At 62.7% G+C, this 17262-nt stretch carries 11 protein-coding genes and 2 pseudogenes; 6 read left to right on the forward strand and 7 right to left on the reverse strand.

All coding sequences use genetic code 11. The features are described 5' to 3' along the window. Nucleotides 1-74 precede the first annotated feature (74 nt). Entirely contained in the window at nucleotides 75-2591 is a 2517-nt protein-coding gene (locus LU684_RS04845) for a UvrD-helicase domain-containing protein (protein ID WP_232894214.1), read from the reverse strand. 174 nt (nucleotides 2592-2765) lie between these two features. Between LU684_RS04845 and LU684_RS04850 the strand changes: the two genes are divergently transcribed. The 5 genes from LU684_RS04850 to LU684_RS04870 all read left to right on the forward strand — a co-directional run bounded on the left by LU684_RS04850 (nucleotide 2766) and on the right by LU684_RS04870 (nucleotide 10564). Next, a complete protein-coding gene (locus LU684_RS04850) occupies nucleotides 2766-3464 on the forward strand; it encodes a pirin family protein (protein WP_016486065.1) in 699 nt (232 codons plus the stop codon). Nucleotides 3465-3679: 215 nt separating this feature from the next. Further along, nucleotides 3680-6451 carry an amino acid adenylation domain-containing protein gene (locus LU684_RS04855; protein WP_232894215.1) on the forward strand — a complete coding sequence of 924 codons (2772 nt, stop codon included), beginning with the start codon at nucleotides 3680-3682 and terminating at the stop codon, nucleotides 6449-6451. Between the two features lie 97 nt (nucleotides 6452-6548). Beyond that, nucleotides 6549-7079 carry a sigma-70 family RNA polymerase sigma factor gene (locus tag LU684_RS04860; protein WP_023047927.1) on the forward strand — a complete coding sequence of 177 codons (531 nt, stop codon included), beginning with the start codon at nucleotides 6549-6551 and terminating at the stop codon, nucleotides 7077-7079. A 2-nt stretch (nucleotides 7080-7081) separates the two neighbouring features. Further along, nucleotides 7082-8029 (forward strand): FecR domain-containing protein, encoded by a 948-nt coding sequence (locus LU684_RS04865; protein WP_232894216.1) that lies wholly within the window; start codon nucleotides 7082-7084, stop codon nucleotides 8027-8029. Nucleotides 8030-8113: 84 nt separating this feature from the next. Next, nucleotides 8114-10564, forward strand: coding sequence for a TonB-dependent siderophore receptor (locus tag LU684_RS04870; RefSeq protein ID WP_232894217.1), 2451 nt, complete (start codon nucleotides 8114-8116; stop codon nucleotides 10562-10564). Between the two features lie 161 nt (nucleotides 10565-10725). Here LU684_RS04870 and LU684_RS04875 read toward each other — a convergent pair whose 3' ends face one another. From LU684_RS04875 to LU684_RS04895, 5 genes and pseudogenes are all read right to left on the reverse strand, one after another. Continuing rightward, the gene (locus LU684_RS04875) at nucleotides 10726-11211 is read right to left on the reverse strand and encodes an isochorismatase family protein (protein WP_016486059.1); all 486 of its coding nucleotides are present in this window, start codon (nucleotides 11209-11211) and stop codon (nucleotides 10726-10728) included. A 59-nt stretch (nucleotides 11212-11270) separates the two neighbouring features. Then, on the reverse strand, nucleotides 11271-13757 hold the full coding sequence (locus LU684_RS04880) for a TonB-dependent siderophore receptor (RefSeq protein ID WP_232894218.1): 2487 nt from the start codon (nucleotides 13755-13757) through the stop codon (nucleotides 11271-11273). A gap of 188 nt (nucleotides 13758-13945) precedes the next feature. Beyond that, nucleotides 13946-14890: a FecR domain-containing protein gene (locus LU684_RS04885; RefSeq protein WP_023047922.1), complete on the reverse strand. Its 945-nt coding sequence runs from the start codon at nucleotides 14888-14890 to the stop codon at nucleotides 13946-13948. A gap of 3 nt (nucleotides 14891-14893) precedes the next feature. Beyond that, entirely contained in the window at nucleotides 14894-15403 is a 510-nt protein-coding gene (locus LU684_RS04890) for a sigma-70 family RNA polymerase sigma factor (protein WP_016486056.1), read from the reverse strand. Between the two features lie 140 nt (nucleotides 15404-15543). Then, nucleotides 15544-15879 (reverse strand): annotated as a pseudogene (locus LU684_RS04895) (LysR substrate-binding domain-containing protein); the annotation flags it as partial. A 1-nt stretch (nucleotide 15880) separates the two neighbouring features. On the opposite strand from LU684_RS04895, the pseudogene LU684_RS04900 reads away from it, so the two are divergent. Next, nucleotides 15881-16075, forward strand: a pseudogene (locus tag LU684_RS04900) (L(+)-tartrate dehydratase subunit beta); the annotation flags it as partial. Between the two features lie 43 nt (nucleotides 16076-16118). On the opposite strand, the gene LU684_RS04905 reads toward LU684_RS04900, so the two are convergent. After that, nucleotides 16119-17177: a sigma-54 interaction domain-containing protein gene (locus tag LU684_RS04905; RefSeq protein ID WP_016486053.1), complete on the reverse strand. Its 1059-nt coding sequence runs from the start codon at nucleotides 17175-17177 to the stop codon at nucleotides 16119-16121. Nucleotides 17178-17262: the final 85 nt, after the last annotated feature.

The raw sequence follows: 17262 nt of genomic DNA on the forward strand, positions 1-17262 counted from the left end.
CATTTGGGAAGCTGTGGGACCGGGCGTGCCCGCGAGGGGCTGCAAAGCAGGCCCAGGAGTGCTTAGGCTTTGGCCTACTGCCCACGCAGGTCTTCGAAAAAGGCCTGCCTGCCATCCACCTGGCTGGACGCCCGCGGGGCAGCGGCCGCATCACCATTGGCGGCCTCGACATGCCAATAGCAGTGCTGCACTGCGCGCGTCACCGCCACGTAGGCCAGGCGTTGCACTTCGTCCTTCTGCGCCGTATCGAACGGCTGGGCGTCACCGGCCTTGCCCAGACCGGCCTGGCGATACACCTGGTTCTTGTAAGGCGAGCTGGTCAGGTAATGGCAGTCGCCCAACATGAACACCGCATCGGCCTGCAAGCCCTTGGCACTGTGGTAAGTCAGCTGTCGCAGCCGGCGCTGCTCGGCCGGCAATGCGGCCTCGGCGTGCAGCACGCTTTGCAGGTGCTCGCTCATCAAGGCCCTGTCACTGCCCTTGCGGTACAGCATCATGACCGTCTCGCCCCGTTGGTAGTGCTCGATCAGCGTCTCGCCCAGGGCAGCCTCATCACGGTCGAACACCTTGACCGGCGAGCAGGGCAAGCCGGCTGCCGGGCCGCTGGCGCGGGCTTTCTTGCCGGCAATTGCCGGGGTCCCTTTGACCAGGTGCTCAGCCGCGTCGATCACCTGCTGCTGGCAGCGGTAGTTGTCGACCAGCATCACCCGCGTGCTGGCCGGTGACGGGAAGGCTTTGCTGAACTCCATGAAATACTTGGGCGAACTGCCACGCCAGCCATAGATCGACTGCCAGTCGTCACCCACACAAAGCAATGACGAGTGCTGTGCATGGCGCCCGGTGTGCATGGCGGGGCCACGCCGGCGGATTTCTGCAAGGCTGGCACGCAACCAGCTGACGATCTGCGGCGACACGTCCTGGAACTCATCGATCATCAGGTGAGCCAAAGGCCGCAACAACGGGTCGGGCAGCAGTTGAAGGTTTTCCGGGTTGTTCTCGCCGAACAGAGCGAACATGCGGTTGTAGCTCATCACCGGCGGCGACTGGTCCAGCAGGTGTGCCTCCAGTGCCTTCCAGTACAGCGCCAGGGCCTCGAAGAACAAGGCATCGCTGTCGCCGGAAGGAAAGCTCATTGCCGCCACCGCGCTGTTCACGTCCAGGCCAAGGTTCTCGATGAAGTTGGCCGCACCGACAAAGGCATCCAGCAACGGCGCCGGGGCCAGTTCACCCTTGACCTTGTACTCGAACCCGGGGCCGGCCACAGCATCGCCAGCCAGCGAAGCCGCCAGGCGCCGGGCCATGGCGTAGTTGTCGAGCCAGATCAGCGGCCGATCACAAAAGGCCTGCAACAGCGTGCGCTTGACCGCCCACTCGGCACGCACTGCCAGCTTGGCCCCGGGGCGCTGGTACTGCGCGCTCTCGGCAGGGTCGAAGCCCAGCACGACCAGAGGCCCTTGGCCAGCCAGGCGGCCATGCACATGGAAGCGGCTGCCCCGGATATCCACGGTTTCGCGGCAAGGCTCTATGCCCTTGATCGGCCAGGCGCCGGCGGCGAACCACAGGTCTTCGATCACGTCGCACAGTTCTTCGTCGCGCTGGGCCGCCAAATGGGTCACCTGTGCACGCTTCTGTACGTCGGGGTTGTTCGGGTCCAGTGGTTTCAGCTGCAAGGCTTCGCTGCGCAACAGGCCTACCAGCTCGGCAAAACGCGGGCTCTCGCCCAGCAAGCCGCTGTAGCACTGGTTAAGTTGCTGGCGCTGGGCATCGTTAAGGCGCAAGTCGAACGGGTTACTGTCAGCCTCGGCTTCGCGCCCGGCAGGCATCTCGTTGCCCAGGGTTTCGAATGCGCGTACCTGGCCGAAACCCGGCAGGCTGCGCACCAGCGGCAGGATGCGTGAATGGAAGGTACGCACCAGCTCGCGCGCCTGTGCCGGCTGCAGGTTGATCTGCCACAGGGCGAACACCTGCAGCAGGCGCTTGATGAAGTCCTTGCGCGACTCGCGGGTGAACGTGACCACGGTCATCGCGTCCAGTTCGTAACCCAGATAATGGCGCAGCAGCAGAATGCGTAACACCAGCGACGTGGACTTGCCTGCCCCGGCGCCGGCCACTACACAGGTAGACGGGGTGTCACTGAAGATCAGCTTCCACTGCGCGGCGCTGGGCTGCGCCTCGGCGGGCAGGCGCTGGGCGACATCGGCCTTGAAGCGTTTCTTCAGCTCGGCCGTCAGCGGCAGCCGCCAGTCGTCGAACAGGTTGTCGTCCCGGCCGGGTACCGCAGCGGTGTCAGGGCGCGAATCGCGAATCACCAGTACCTGGCGCCCAGCCTCATAGCCCTCCAGCCGGCCGCGCTCGAACCCCTCACGCACACCGTCGGCATGCCCAGTGCGCTGGCCCGTGGCGTGGCCCAGGAACCAGGAGTCACGATGCTGGGCTTGCAGGCGGGTCAGGCCACGCCCCAGCAGGCGGGCGGCCAGGCGGCGAAACCAGGGCAGTTGTGCAGGCGGCGTAAGGTCGGCGGGGGCCTGGGGTTGCTCGTGGGCCACGGTCACTCCGTTGAAAAACAAAAACAGCCGGCATGTTCGCCGCATCGACGGAAAATCGCCAGCGAATGCTTGCAGATCAGTGGATTAGGCGATGAAGCGAGTCAAACACTGCACAAATAATATCGACCAATATGATTGTTTTGAGCCGATATTTACGCTTATTTTCGATGTTTCTTTAGCGCATCATGGCGTCATTCCACTGATTCAAGGAGCACGATCATGCTGCAACTGCGACCCTTCGAAGGCCTTGGCCACGCCAACCACGGCTGGCTCGATGCCCATCACCATTTCTCGTTCGCCGAGTACCACGACGCGCAGCGCATGCACTGGGGCAACCTGCGTGTATGGAACGACGACCTGATCGCGGCTGGCAGTGGCTTCCCGCCGCACCCGCACCGCGACATGGAAATCATCACCTATGTGCGTGAAGGCGCGATCAGCCATCAGGACAGCCTGGGTAACAAAGGCCGCACCGAGGCCGGTGACGTGCAGGTGATGAGTGCCGGTAGCGGCATCGTGCACAGCGAGTACAACCTGGAAGACGTCGACACGCGTATTTTCCAGATCTGGATTGTGCCTGAGCGCACGGGTGAAGCACCGCAGTGGGGTAGCCGGCCGTTCCCCAAAGGCGAGCGTGGCGAAGGCTTCGTCACCCTGGCCAGCGGCCGTGCCGGTGATGAAGACAGCCTGCAGATTCGTACCGATGCCCGACTGGTAGCTGCCACCTTGCGTGCAGGTGAAACCGCCGAGTATCGCTTTGAGGCCGCACGCCGGGGTTACCTGGTGCCGGCCAAGGGGCTGGTGGAGATCAATGGGCTGCGGGCCAAGGCGCGCGATGGTGTGGCGATCGAGCAGGAAGAAGTCCTGCGGGTCACCGCCGTCGAGGACAGCGAGATCGTGCTGGTGGATGTGGCCTGAAATCGCAGCGGACAGGGCTCCCACAGAGTCCCTGCCAGATCAATGAGTCATGGTTTGTTCTAGGAGAGCGGGCTTGTGCCGCGATTGGGGCGCACAGCGCACCCGACTGTCGACAAGCCTCGCCCAATCCCGCTGAACATTGGCGCCATCGGCCACCCTGCACTAGCGTTGTGCTACCAGCCAGCCCCAACGTTCATGCGGAGCCCTCACCCATCATGCCGGACCTGCGCCCGAACCCGACGCTGTGCCTGGAGTACCGTGCCGACCAGCCGATTCATTGCGCCTTCCTCGAGCAGGTCGGCCGCTGCCCGGGTGCCACCGCCATCCTGGCCCGGCACACCACCTGCAGCTATGCCCAACTGGCGCAGATCAGCCAGGGCATTGCCGCCTGTCTGCTGGAACAATCTGCCAGTGGCGCCGATCGTGTGGTTATCGTCGCCAGCCGGGGCGCGGGTCTGGTGTACGCCATGCTCGGCTGCCTGCGCGCCGGCCTGGCCTTCACCGTGGCCGACGCCGCCTACCCGCCCGCGCGCATCGGGCAGATCATCCGCACACTGACGCCGGCTGTGGTCTTGCGCTGTGGCGAGGCATCCGTCGATACCGACAGCCCCCTTGTCATATCGGTGCCGGAAACCACCGCCGAGGCACTGCAAGCCTTCCCTTGCCACTGCGTCGCGCTGCCCAGTGTGAGCCCCGAGCAACCGGCTTACATCACCTTCACCTCGGGCAGCACCGGTGAACCCAAGGGTATCGTTACCCATCACGCGCCCCTGGTGCATTTCATCGACTGGCATGTGCGCCAGCATGGCTTCACCCAGGCCGACACCTTCTCTCTGCTTTCCGGTCTGGGCCATGACCCGGTGTACCGCGACGTGTTCACGCCCCTGTCAATTGGCGCAACCCTCGCCTGCCCCGCCCAGTCGACCCTGACCGACCCGGCACGGCTGGCAGGCTGGATTCACCAGCACGGCGTGAGCGTGATCCACCTCACCCCGCCGCTGGGCAAGCTGATCGAAACCGGCGCACACCTGAATGGCCAGCTACTCGATCAACTGCGCTACCTGTTCTGGGGTGGCGATGCACTCAGCCCGGCGCTGTACCAGCACATCCGCGCCATTGCGCCCAATGCTGTCAACGTGAACTTCTATGGCACCACGGAAACGCCACAAGCCATGGCCTTCCATACCCTTGACCCTGATTCGGACAGTACCCGGGTGCCCTTGGGCAAAGGCATCGCCAATGCGCAGCTGCTGGTGGTCGACTCGACCAATCAGCTGGTCAGCGTGGGCGAAACCGGTGAAATCCTGATCCGCAGCCCCTACCTGTCGCAGGGATACTGGGGCGACCCGGCGCTGACCGAGGCCACGTTCATCGCCAACCCGTTCACCGGCGCCGCAGGCGACCGCTGTTATCGCACCGGTGACCTGGGCACCTACCTGGCCGATGGCAGCGCCAGTTTCCTGGGGCGCGCTGACAACCAGGTCAAAATCCGTGGCCATCGCATCGAGCTGGCGGAAATCGAGAACGCCATTACCCGTCACCCGCTCATCGGCCAATGCGTGGTGGTGGCCAACCGCGACAGTGCGTCGCCCCGGCTGGTTGCCTATTGCGTTGGGCAAAAACCCATACCCGCCGATGACCTGCGCCAGGCGCTCACACGCCAGTTGCCGGACTACATGGTGCCAGCGCTATTCGTGTTCCTCGACGCCCTGCCGCTCACCCCTAACGGCAAGGTGGACAAACGCGCCCTGCCTGCGCCATTTGACGACAGTGCCCACCCACCTTTGTCCCCTCTGGCCGAAAAACTGAGCTCGGCCTGGGCTCGCATTCTGCAGGTGCCACGCCTGGACGCCAGGTTGAGCTTTGTCGAACTGGGGGGCGACTCGTTGTCATTCGTGCAGGCCTCGCGGGTGCTGGAGGAGCTGATCGGCCACCTGCCGCAGCGCTGGGAAACGCTGCCGGTGTGCCAGCTGGCCGAGCTGAGTGCGCCCCCCAAAGGCGCGTTGCGGTCGATGGAAATGCCGGTGTTCGTGCGCATGCTCGCCATCATCCTGATCGTGGTCGGCCACCTGAGCGAGTTCGACCACTGGCTGATCGTCGGCGAAACGTCTGTGCTGTTCCTGGTGTCCGGCATCAGCCTGGCGCGGTTCCAGCTCAAGGCAATCGACGAACGCGGCGATGCCCGCACGCTGCTCAGGTCGCTGGCGGCCATTGTGGTGCCGACGCTGTTGTACACCGCGCTGATCCAGTTGGTGTTCGACCGGTTGCACTGGCAATCACTGCTGCTGGTGTCCAACTGGTTCCCGGCCAATGAGGTGAGCCTGTTCAATTACTGGTACATCGAAGTGCTGGTACAGATGATCGTGATCATCGGTATCGTGCTGTCGATCAGGCGCGTACGTCGGGTCGTCCTCGCCGACCCGTTCCGCTGCCTGATCATTGCAACCTGTGCGCTGGTGGCGCTGGATGTGCTGCTCAACCGCTTCGTGTTCGACGCCAGTGCGCTGCTCAACCGGGTACCGCAGCACTTCCTGGCGGTCATGGTGCTGGGCATGGCCGTGCACCATGCCGACACCACAGCGCGCAAGTGGGTAGCCAGCGCGGTGGCCGTGCTGGTGGTCGCCGAGCTGGATTTGATGGCGGTTGCCGGCGTTGGCTGGGAGGCTTTCTCGCGCTATGTCGATATCGCCCTGCCAGCAATCCTGGCCCTTATCTGGTTCCGCTCGGTGCCAGTGCCTGCCCTGGTCGCACGGGCAGGTGCGGTCATCGCATCGTCAACCTTGTTTATCTACCTGACGCATTTCCAGTTCCAGTCGCTGGCAGACCATGTTTTAAGGCACCCGTTGTTCGAGGTAGCCCTGGCACTCGCCGGAGGGGTGCTGGTGGGTTACTGCTGGAACACCCTGTTGCGTCTGCTGTTTACGCGCAGGCACAAGCAGAACCAGGCGCGTGAGGCTGATTCGGCCAGGCGTGCTACCTCTGCCTGAGCTGAATTGCCGGCACGGGATCTGTGATTGCAAACCCTGAAACACTCTGCCTAAAATGCGAACAATTAACATTTGCAAGCATTTTCAGGCGGCACGGATGAGCATCCCGGATGTAGCGTTCACTTCTCAAGTCAGCCAGCTGTACCGGGCCCAGAGCAAATGGTTGCATAACTGGCTGAAACCGCGGGTGAACTGCAGCCACCTGGCAGCAGACCTGGTCCAGGATGTGTTCGTGCGTGTCATGTCTGCCGCCGACGCCGCCGTCAAGCTCGCCGCCGTACGCGAACCTAAAGGCTACCTGGCGACCATCGCTCGCCGCCTGATGATCGATCACCTGCGCCGGGTGCACCTGGAAAGGGCCTGGCTTCAGGTGCTCGCCGAGCAACCCGAAGCACTGGACATCTCACCAGAGCAACGTTTGGCCTTGCTGCAAACCTTGTTCGAACTCGACGCCATGCTGGCTTCGCTCGGGCCCAAGGTACGTGAAGCATTTCTGCTTTCGCAGATCGACGGCATGCCCTACAAGCACATCGCCATCCAGCTGGGTGTTTCCGAAGTCAGCGTGCGCCGCTACATTGCCAAGGCCGCCGAGCACTGCATGATCTACAGCCTTGGCCATGGCCAGTGAGCATGAACCTGAACGCCGAGCAACTGGCCTCGCTACGCCAGGCCGCGCACTGGTTCAGCCAGCTCAACAGCGGTGAGGTGCAGGCCAGTGATTACTCGGCCTGGCAACTGTGGCTGAATGCAGCGCCCGTCAATGCCTGGGCCTGGCAGCAGGCCGAGCGCCTGCAAACGCGCATGGCAGCAAGCGAAAACCCGGCATCGGCACGGGTGTTGGCGCTGGCAGCGCATGACCGCAACGCCAGCCGTCGGCGGGTGGTCAAGGCAGGCTTGCTGCTGCTGGGCGGCGGCGCGCTGGGCCTGGGGGGGTACCGCGAGGTCAAGCAGTCTGCAGTGTTGGCAGACCTGCGCACCGGGGTGGGCGAACAGCGCTCGCTGATGCTGAACAATGGCACCGCGCTGATGCTCAATACCGCCTCTGCGGTCGATGTGGATGACGCGCTCGACCCTGCGCGCTTGCGCCTGCGCCAAGGTGAAGTCATGGTCACTGTGCCGGCGCGCCAGCACTGCAGGGTCAGCACCCGAAGCGGCACGGTCGAAGCCGGCGAAAGCCGCTTTGCCCTGCGGCTGTTCGATGACGGCAGCAGCCTGGAGGTATTTGCCCGGCAGGCCCGTGTAACCCTGAGCTCGGGCCAGACCCTGCTGGTAAACAGTGGCGAGCGTTGTCGCTTCAATGAGCAAGGCTTCGCCGCGCTGGAACCCGTCCCCCTGGCCGCAGATGCCTGGGGCCGCGGGTTGCTGATTGCCAATGATCAGCGCCTCGACGCCTTCATCAGCAACCTTTCACGCTACCGCCCGGGCTGGCTGCGCTGCGCGCCAGCCGTGGCAGGGCTGCGTATCAGCGGCACCTACCGGCTCGACGATACCGACCAGATCCTGCGCGCGCTGACCACGTCGCTGCCGGTGCAGGTACAGGTGCGTACGCGTTTCTGGGTCACCATCACGGCGGCGTAAAAAAATGCTGGGCGCCTGATCACTTTGCCAGGGCTTATCCGACTCATAGGTATCCCGACTTTTACCTATCAGAGAAACGCGACGATGACCTGCCGCTTCAAACCCAGGCCTTTCACTGCGCCAGGCCTGCGCACCTGCCTGCTACTGACTGCACTGCTCGCGGGGCCTGGCGCTGCCAGCGCTGCGCAAGCCCATGACTACCACCTGCCACAGGGCGACCTTGGCGAAACGCTGACCCAGTTCGCTGCCGAGTCTGGCATCGTGCTGTCGTTCGACACCCACTGGACGCGCGGTAAACGTTCGCCTGCGCTTGAGGGGCGCTATGACGTCGACCAAGCCTTGCAGATCCTGCTCAGTGGCACCGGGTTGCAGGCCACCCGGGAAAGCGACGGGCGCTACTCGCTGCTGTTGAGCACCCAACAGGGGGATGTGCTTGAGTTGGCCCCCAGCCGCGTCGATGCGCTGGGGCTGGGTAACGTCACCGAGGGTACCGGCGCCTACACCACCGGCGGTTCCACCAGCGCAACCAAACTGCCACTGACCCTGCGCGAAACGCCGCAGTCGGTCAGCGTGATCACCCGCCAGGTTATCGACGACCACGGCTCGCAAGACATCGGCGACGTGCTGCGCAACACGCCCGGGGTTTCGGTCCAGGCGTACGACAGCGAACGCATGGAGTACTCCGCACGCGGGTTTGCCATTACCAACTACCAGTACGATGGCATCAATACCATTTACGACGGCGTTTACGATGAGGGCGTGACCCACGTCGACATGGCGCCCTACGACCGCATCGAAGTGATCAAGGGTGCCACCGGCCTGATGACCGGCTCTGGCGACCCCTCGGCGACGGTCAACCTGGTGCGCAAGAAGCCCACTCAAGACTTCAAGGCGTCGATCACCGCCAGCGCGGGGTCCTGGGACAACTACCGTACCGAAGGTGATATTTCGGGTTCGCTCAACGACAGCGGTAGCGTACGTGGCCGCCTGGTGGGGGCCTACCAGGACCGCAAGTCGTACCTGGACCACTACAAGCAGAAAAAGGATGTTTACTACGGCATTCTTGAAGCCGACCTGACACCCGACACCCTGCTCACCTTCGGCATCGACAACCAGACCACGACTCCGCGTGGGTCGTCGTGGACCGGTAACCCGACTTACTTTTCCGACGGCAGCCGCACCGATTTCTCGCGTTCGCACAACCCGGCGGCAGACTGGAGCCGTCGCGACTTCGAGTCAACCACGTACTTCACCTCGCTGGAGCAGGCCCTGGCCAACGACTGGAAGGTCAAGCTCAGCCTCAACCACATGATCAGCGACCATGACACGCGCCTGGCGTCTGCCAGCGGCGGCAACCCAAACCCGGCAACCGGCGAGGGCATGTTCCTGTACTGGGGGCGTTGGGAAGGTCACCGCGTGCAAAACACCGCAGACGTGAATATATCCGGCCCGTTCACCCTGTTCGGCCGTGAGAACGACCTGGTGGCAGGCTTCATGACCTCGCATTCGAAGCAGACCGGCGATACCTACGACGCCAGCGCGTTCGCCATGGTGCCCGGCTCCATCTTCGACTGGAACGGCAAACTGCCGGAGCAGAACTTCCCGAAAAACGGCGACTACACCACCACGCAAAGCCAGAATGGCGCCTATGTGGCCACCCGCCTGAGGCCGACCGACAAGCTCTCGGTCATTCTCGGCACCCGGGTCAGCACCTTCAAGTACAACGATGATCAGGACTATTACCCAACGTCTTCGTTGAGCGACACCCACGCAAGCTACAAGGAACACGGTGTGGTCACCCCCTATGCGGGCGTGGTCTATGACCTGGACGACACCTACTCGGTGTATGCCAGCTACACGTCGATCTATCAGCCGCAGGTTTACAAGGACATCAACGGCGCCACCCTCGCACCCGTCGAAGGCGACGGCTATGAAGCCGGGCTGAAGGCTGCCTGGTACGACGGCAAGCTGAACGGCACCCTGGCGTTCTTCCGCATCGAGCAAGACAACGTCGCTTCCAATATCGGCACCAACCCGGTGACCAACGAAGGCATCTACAAAGCCATCGACGGCGCCACCACCAAGGGCGTCGAACTGGAGCTGGCCGGCGAACTGGCACCCGGCTGGAACGTCACCGCCGGCTACACCTACGCCCGTACCCGCGATGCCGACGACCAACGGATTTTCGGCTTCCCACTGGCAACCACCAAGCCCGAGCACGTGGTACGGCTGTTCAATACTTACCGCCTGCCTGGCGCATTCGACCAGCTGACCGTGGGCGGTGGGCTGCGCTGGCAGAGCGGCTTCTACGGGAATATCTACAGCCCGATCGCCAACGACTATACCCGCATCAAGCAAGGCGGCTACACACTGGTGGACCTGATGGCCCGCTATCAGTACAGCGAGCACTTGAGCTTCACGGTCAATGCCAACAACGTGTTCGACAAGGTTTACCTGACCGGGCTTGGAAACTTCGATACCACGTACTACGGCGAACCACGCAACCTGATGGTCACGACCCGCTGGGACTTCTGACAGGGCGGTGAACCAGCGCCCAGCCATTGTGGGAGCGGGCTTGTCCCGCGAGGGGGACCGTGCACTGCATGGCACCGGCTTTGCCGGTGTTCGCGGGGCAAGCCCGCTCCCACAGGACTGACAGACTAGCCTGCCTGCACGATGATCTGGCACTGCAGGTCTTAGCGTTGTCCCGCCAGTTCGGCCAGCACTTCAGCCGAGGTCGTGACGTGGCGAAAGTGATGCTGCCACAGCTGGATCCCCAGCTTGGCCGACCGGTCCAGTGAAGACCCAACCGTCATGTCCGTCACCAGGGTGGGCGTCAGCCCCGCATCGAACAGGGCAAAGCCGGCGGCCAGCACACAGGTTTCGGTCTGCAGCCCACACACCAGCACGCGCTCCACACCCAGTTGCCTGATGTACTCGATGGCTTCGGCGCTTTGCCCGTAGCCATGCTTGACGAACACCTGGTCGGCTTCGACCAGGCTTTCGTCCTCGGCAGCCGGGTGCCAGCCGAGCTGCCGTTCGAACGGCGTGACCTGTTCGTCGTGCAACTCGACCGAGGCAACGGTAGGGATGTTCGCTGACAACCGTCGCAAGCCATCGACCAGCCACTCGGGCGGGCTGAAGGTGGACTGGACATCGACGATGAGCAAAACCTGGCGCATAGCGTTCTCCCGCCATTGGCAAAATGGCGCGGAGTATACCGCGTGGCGCGGGGGCTTGATCACCAGTCGTAGGTCAGCTCTACCGACGCAACCCGCTCCTGTCCGTAATAGCAGCCAAACGCGTAGTTGCAGTCAGAAACGTACTCGCGATCGAAAATATTCTGAACATTCACGCTGGCCTGCAGGCCACGCAGGCTTGGGTCGAGCTTGGCCAGGTCGTAGCTGACGGTAGCGTCATACACGGCGTAGGCCGGTACTTCGAAGGTATTGGCCGAGTTACCCTGTTTGCGGCCGGTATAACGTGCCCCGGCGCCAAAGGTCAGGCCATTGAGGGTGGCCTGGGTGAAGTGGTAATCCACCCACAATGTGGCAGACACCGGGGCCTGCGCCTCATTGCGGTTGCCCTGGTCGCCATAGGTGCTTTTGGTATAGAACGAGTCGATGTAGGTGGCCGCGGCCAGTACATCGACATTCTCGATGCTGGATTTGAGCTCCAGCTCCACACCACGGGAGCGCACCTCGCCATTTTGCGTCTGGTACTGCGGGTACTCGGTATCGCCGGTCAGCATGTTCTTCTGTTTTACCTGGAACACCGACGCCGTGAACAAGGTCCCGTCGACAGGCTGATACTTCAGCCCCACCTCGTATTGCTCGCCTTCGCTTGGCTCGAACGCCTTGCCACCGCGCTCGGGCGCTGCCGTGCCCACGGTTGGCAAGAACGACTGCGAATAGCTGACATACGGCGCCAGGCCAAACTCGGTGACATAGGTAAGGCCGATGCGCCCGGTGAACTTGCTGTCGCGCTGGGAGGCAATGCTGTGCGCCAGCAGATCCTTGTTGTCCACTTCCGCCCAGTCCTGGCGCCCGCCTACCGTCAGGATCCAGTTATCCAGCTTGATCTGGTCCTGCACGTAGACCCCGGTCTGGCGCAGTGTATTGTCCCAACGGGTATCCAGCACCGGCGTTACGTTGCTGGTGGGGTAGTTGTTCTTGCCATACAGGTCGACCGGCAACACGTTGTAGGCGTTGTAACCATCGTACTTGCGCGAGAAGTGACGGTAGTCCGCGCCGGCCAGCAAGGTGTGCCGCAGTGCGCCCGTGTCAAAGGTGTACTCCAGGTTGTTATCGAGGGTGTAGGCGATGTTGTGCTGACGCCAGTCAAGCTTGACCCGGTTGGCGCGGGTGTAGTCGACCACATCACCTTCTGTCACGAAGCTGCGCAGGTAAAAGCCTTTGTAGCGGTCTCGTACGTCGGTGTAGCGCGCGGTAGATCTGAATGCCAGCTCGTCATTGAAACGGTGGCTGAAGTCATAGCCGAAGATGTACTGGTTGCGCTTGTAATCGTTGTACCGCGAGTCCCCCGAAAAGAAGTCGCGGTCGATATGCTGGCCTGTCGGGCCACGCTTGAGCGAGCCGATCATCGGCAACGTCTGATAATCGGGCAGGCCATCATCACGCTGCACTTGGGCGAGCAGCGTCAGGGACGTGTCTTCGTTTGGCGCCCAGGTCAGGCTCGGCGCCAGCAACAAGCGCTCGCTGTGCGAGTGAGCGACCATTTCGTTGCCTTTGTCGGCAACCCCGACCAGGCGATAGGTAAAGACCTTCTGCTCGTCCAGCGGGCCGCTGGTATCGAAGGCGCCGTTGACCCGGTTGTAGCTGCCAGCGCCAAGCTTCACCTGGCTACGCGGCTCGCGGGTGGGGCGCTTGGAAACCATGTTGATCAACCCACCCGGCTGGTTCTGCCCGTACAGCACCGAAGATGGGCCTTTGAGTACTTCGATACGCTCCAGCGTGTAGGGGTCGATCTGGGGTGCACCCCCGAGGCTACCGGCGTACGGCAGGTATGCGCCGTCCAGGTACAGCGGGGTCGGAGCAAACCCGCGGCTGGTGATTTCGTCAGCAATGCTGTTGCGATCGGTAAAGCCGCCGGTGGCCAGGCCCGGGGTGTAGCGCAGCGCCTGGGTCAGGTTGCGCGCGCCCTGGGCTTGTACCTGGTCGGCGGTGATCACGTTGATGGCCTGAGGGATCTCCAGGATGGGCGTGTCAGTCTTGGTCCCGGTGGCACTGCGGCTGGCAACGTAGCCATTCACGGGCCCATAGGCGGACTCCGCAGCCGCACCGGTGATGCTGGTGGTATCAAGCTGCAGGGTCGAATCGTCACCGACCATGGGCAGCAGCGAGTAGCTGCCATTGGCCTGCTTCAACACCTGCAACCGGTTACCCGCCAGCAACTGGCGCAGGCCGGCATCGGAGCTGTAGCGGCCATGCAGGCCGGGCGACTTCAGTGCCTGCACCGATGACGGCTCGAAGGACACCGTCACTCCCGCAGCCGAAGCAAATTGCGTAAGCGCCGTGGCCAGGGGGCCGGCGGCAATATCGAACGAAGTTTCAGCCTGGCTTTGGGCAATGGCAGGGCTGGTCACCATCAGCGTTGCCAATGGCGTCGCCAGCACCACACTGAACATTGCGCGATTCACGGCACGCGCCAGTCTGGTTTTGGTCGAGTTGATCAAGAGGATGCGGTTGCAATCGTTGACAGCGAGCATGCGGTTTCCTTTCGCCCTGCGGCAGTGTTTTCATTGCGCTTGGTGCGCGTCTACCTACAAGTCGAACGAGAACGACAATCGATAACCCCCCCAGGCAAAAAAATCGCCAGCCTTCAGGCCATGACACTCAATCAAGCATCCTGGGGCCGCGTTGCGGCCCTAAAATGCTCAACTACCGGCATCAGGCTTCAGGCAGCCTCGACGCGCGTCCAGTAGCGGCTGAAGCGACGAATGCGCACAGGCAGCGTGGTCGTGAGGTTTTCCAGGACGATATCGATGTCGCCCAAGTGAAACGCCCCGGACAGTCGCAACCCACCCACGGCCTCATCACAGCCCAGGTACCCGGGCCGATACCGCTGCAGTTCGCTGACAACATCGGCGAGGCGCCAGTCATCCACGATCAACATCTCGCGGGACCAGGCGTCTGCCATCGCCGCTAGCGGTGTCACGTTGCCGGTTTTCCCCGCGCTGAATTCCAGCTGTTGCCCGGCCTCTACCCGCACAGACGCCAAGGCAAGTGCACTGCGCACCTCCACGGCATGCTGCAATACACAGACCCGCACAAGGTCGTTGTCGCAGCGCACGATGAAGCGCGTACCGAGTGCGCGGACGCTACCCTGCCCGGTATGCACGACGAAAGGCCGAGACAATGCATCCGAGGCGGTTTGCACCAGAATCTCTCCTTTGAGCAACTCAAGGGCCCGCCACTCGCCGTTGTAGCGAATATCAACAGCAGTGTCGGTGTTCAGGCGCAACTGGGTCCCATCGTCCAGCCGCAACGAACGCTGCTGGCCAACGCCTGTGCGCACATCGGCTGTCAACCGTGCAACGATGCCATCCTGCAACACTACCCCCCCTGTCGCGCTCCCGACCAGCAGCACTGAAAGCACCTTGAGGACCTCACGTCGCTTGGCCCTGGCACTGGTTAACGTCGGCCGTGCAATGCCGGGCGTAACCTGCGCCAGCTTGCCCTGCAAGCGTGCCAGGCGCTCCCAGGCCAGCAAGTGTTGCGGGTTACTCGACAACCAGCGCTGGTGCGCCGCTCGCAGGGTGTCATCCGCCCCGCAGCGCAGCTCGACATACCAGCGTGCGGCAGCCTCCAGTGTATCGCGGTCCAATGGTTCGGCCGCCATGGTTCAGGCCTCGGCCAGCATCAGGCAATGGGTCAGCGCCCGCACTGCATGCTTTTTGACAGTAGTGAGCGAAACATCCAGGCGCCGCGCAATTTCCACATAGCTCAAGCCATCGAGCTGGGCCATGAGGAAGATCTCGCGGGTACGCGAGCCCAGCCCGTCGAGTAGCCGATCAATTTCCAGCAGGGTCTCGATGATCAGCAGGCGCGCCTCCGGCGAAACTTCTACAGGCTCAGGCCGTGCCGCGAGGGTTTCCAGGTAGGCCTGCTCCACGGCACGCCGCCGAAACATGTCGATCATCAGGCTGCGGGCAATACTGCTCAGATAAGCCCGTGGCTGTTGCAGCTCGGCCGCCTTGCGCAGGGTCAGTACCCGCATGAACGTGTCCTGGGCCAGGTCGGCCGCATGCTCCACACACCCGAGCTTGCGGCGCAGCCACCCGCACAACCAGGCATGATGGTCCTCGTAAAGCGTGTGCACGGCTTTTTGCAGGGAAGGGTCAGCACAGGACATGGTAGAACCGATGAGAGCGTCTTTAATAATGACTCTCATTTAACCTGAGTCTGACCGGATTTCGCAATTGCTTTGCGCAGCGGTCATGGGAAACCAAGGTCTTCGGCCAGGCCCAAGAACGCTGAGCTGACGATGCGCCATCGCAGGTGGTCAGCCAGGTTCCACTCGGCCCGCATCAGGATGCCTTGCCCATCGAGGGCCCAGTTCAGGGCGACCTCGCCATCGTTTGTGCTCAGGCTGCCGCGCACTTTCACCGACTCGCTCTGCTTGCCGCGGCTGAGCCGCCAGATGCCGAACGCGGCATCGTTCTGGCGCAACACGATGCAGTTGTGGCTGGCCAGGTCTTTTGGTGCTTCAGGGGTGCCGTGGGCCTCCAGGTAAGCGGGCGCCGCGCACAACCGGCGGCGGTTGGCAGCGATCTTGCGCGCGATCAGGCGCGAATCAGGCAGCTCACCAAAGCGAATGGCCACATCGATAGTAGAGCGTGCGGAGTGGCAGGACCTGGGCATGCCGGAGCCCCTTTGGGTGAACCGTGTTCGCGAGTTCGGGCCGCTGATCATCTCCATCGATACCAAGGGCAACAACCTGTTCGAGCAGAACAAGGCCCGCTTCAACGAACGTAAAGGGGCAGTGATCGAGAAGATCATCAGCCAGGTGCGCTTCATCAAATAACCAAGCCACTTTCGGGCCGCTGTGCGGCCCCAAGACAAGCAAATCAAGCCTTCGACAGTTCGCCAATCTTCTCCAGCCGCGCCCGCACGATGTTGCGGCTGATGTTCAGCAACCGCCCTGTCTGCAACTGGTTGCCGTGGCAATACCGATACGCCGCCCTGAACACCGTCTCCTCAATATGCTCATACAAATTCGGCACGTTCTGCTCGAACAACGCCAGCAACGCGCTTTCCAGGTCAGGCGGTGCCGCGCTCGCTGCCGGCAAATACGCATGGGCCGCAGGCGCCGCCACCTGTGGCCGCATATCGACCAGGTGCAGGTCCGCCGGCGCCACCACCTGATACCGGCACACCAGCAACGCATGGTGAATGGCGTTTTCCAGCTCGCGGATGTTGCCCGGCCAGCTATGCGCCAGCAATTTGCGTTCGGCATCCGGGCTCAACGAAGCACGCTCGTAACCCAGGCGTCGGCAATGTTCCTCGATGAAGAATTCCGCCAGCGGCAGGATGTCCCCCGGCCGCTCGCGCAACGGCGGCAAGCGAATCGTCGCCACATGCAGGCGGTAGAACAGGTCTTCACGAAAGTGCCCCGCCACCACCGCATCGGCCAGATTGACGTTGGTCGCCGCCACCAGCCGGACATTGATCGGAATCGGCGTTCGTGAACCCAGGCGCACCACTTCACGCTCCTGCAGCACCCGCAGCAACTTCACCTGCATGTTCAGCGGCAGGTCACCGATTTCATCCAGGAACAACGTGCCGCCATTAGCCGCCTCGAACCAGCCAGCCTTGTTACTGGTGGCGCCCGTAAACGCGCCTTTTTCGTGGCCAAACAGCTCGCTCTCCACCAAGGTTTCGGCAAAGGCACCGCAGTTGACTGCCACGAATGGCTCACGCCCACGGCGGCTAAGGTGGTGGATATGACGGGCGACCAGCTCCTTGCCGGTGCCGGTTTCGCCGATGATCAGAGTGTTGGCCTCGCTGGGCGCCAGGCGCTCGATGCGGCTGAGCAGTTCCTGGGAGCGCGGGTCCTTGAACACGAGCACGGTGGCACGTACCGACTTGGTCAGCTCGCGGGCATTGGGGTGGGTGATCAGCGACATAGGGGCATTCCTGGCAGTTGACGCGCAGGCCCATAGTGCATGAAACAAATTAGATCAAAAAATTATTAATTAATATTTAGATATT

Source organism: Pseudomonas sp. NMI542_15, assembly GCF_021283425.1.
GTDB classification, from domain to species: domain Bacteria; phylum Pseudomonadota; class Gammaproteobacteria; order Pseudomonadales; family Pseudomonadaceae; genus Aquipseudomonas; species Aquipseudomonas fortuita.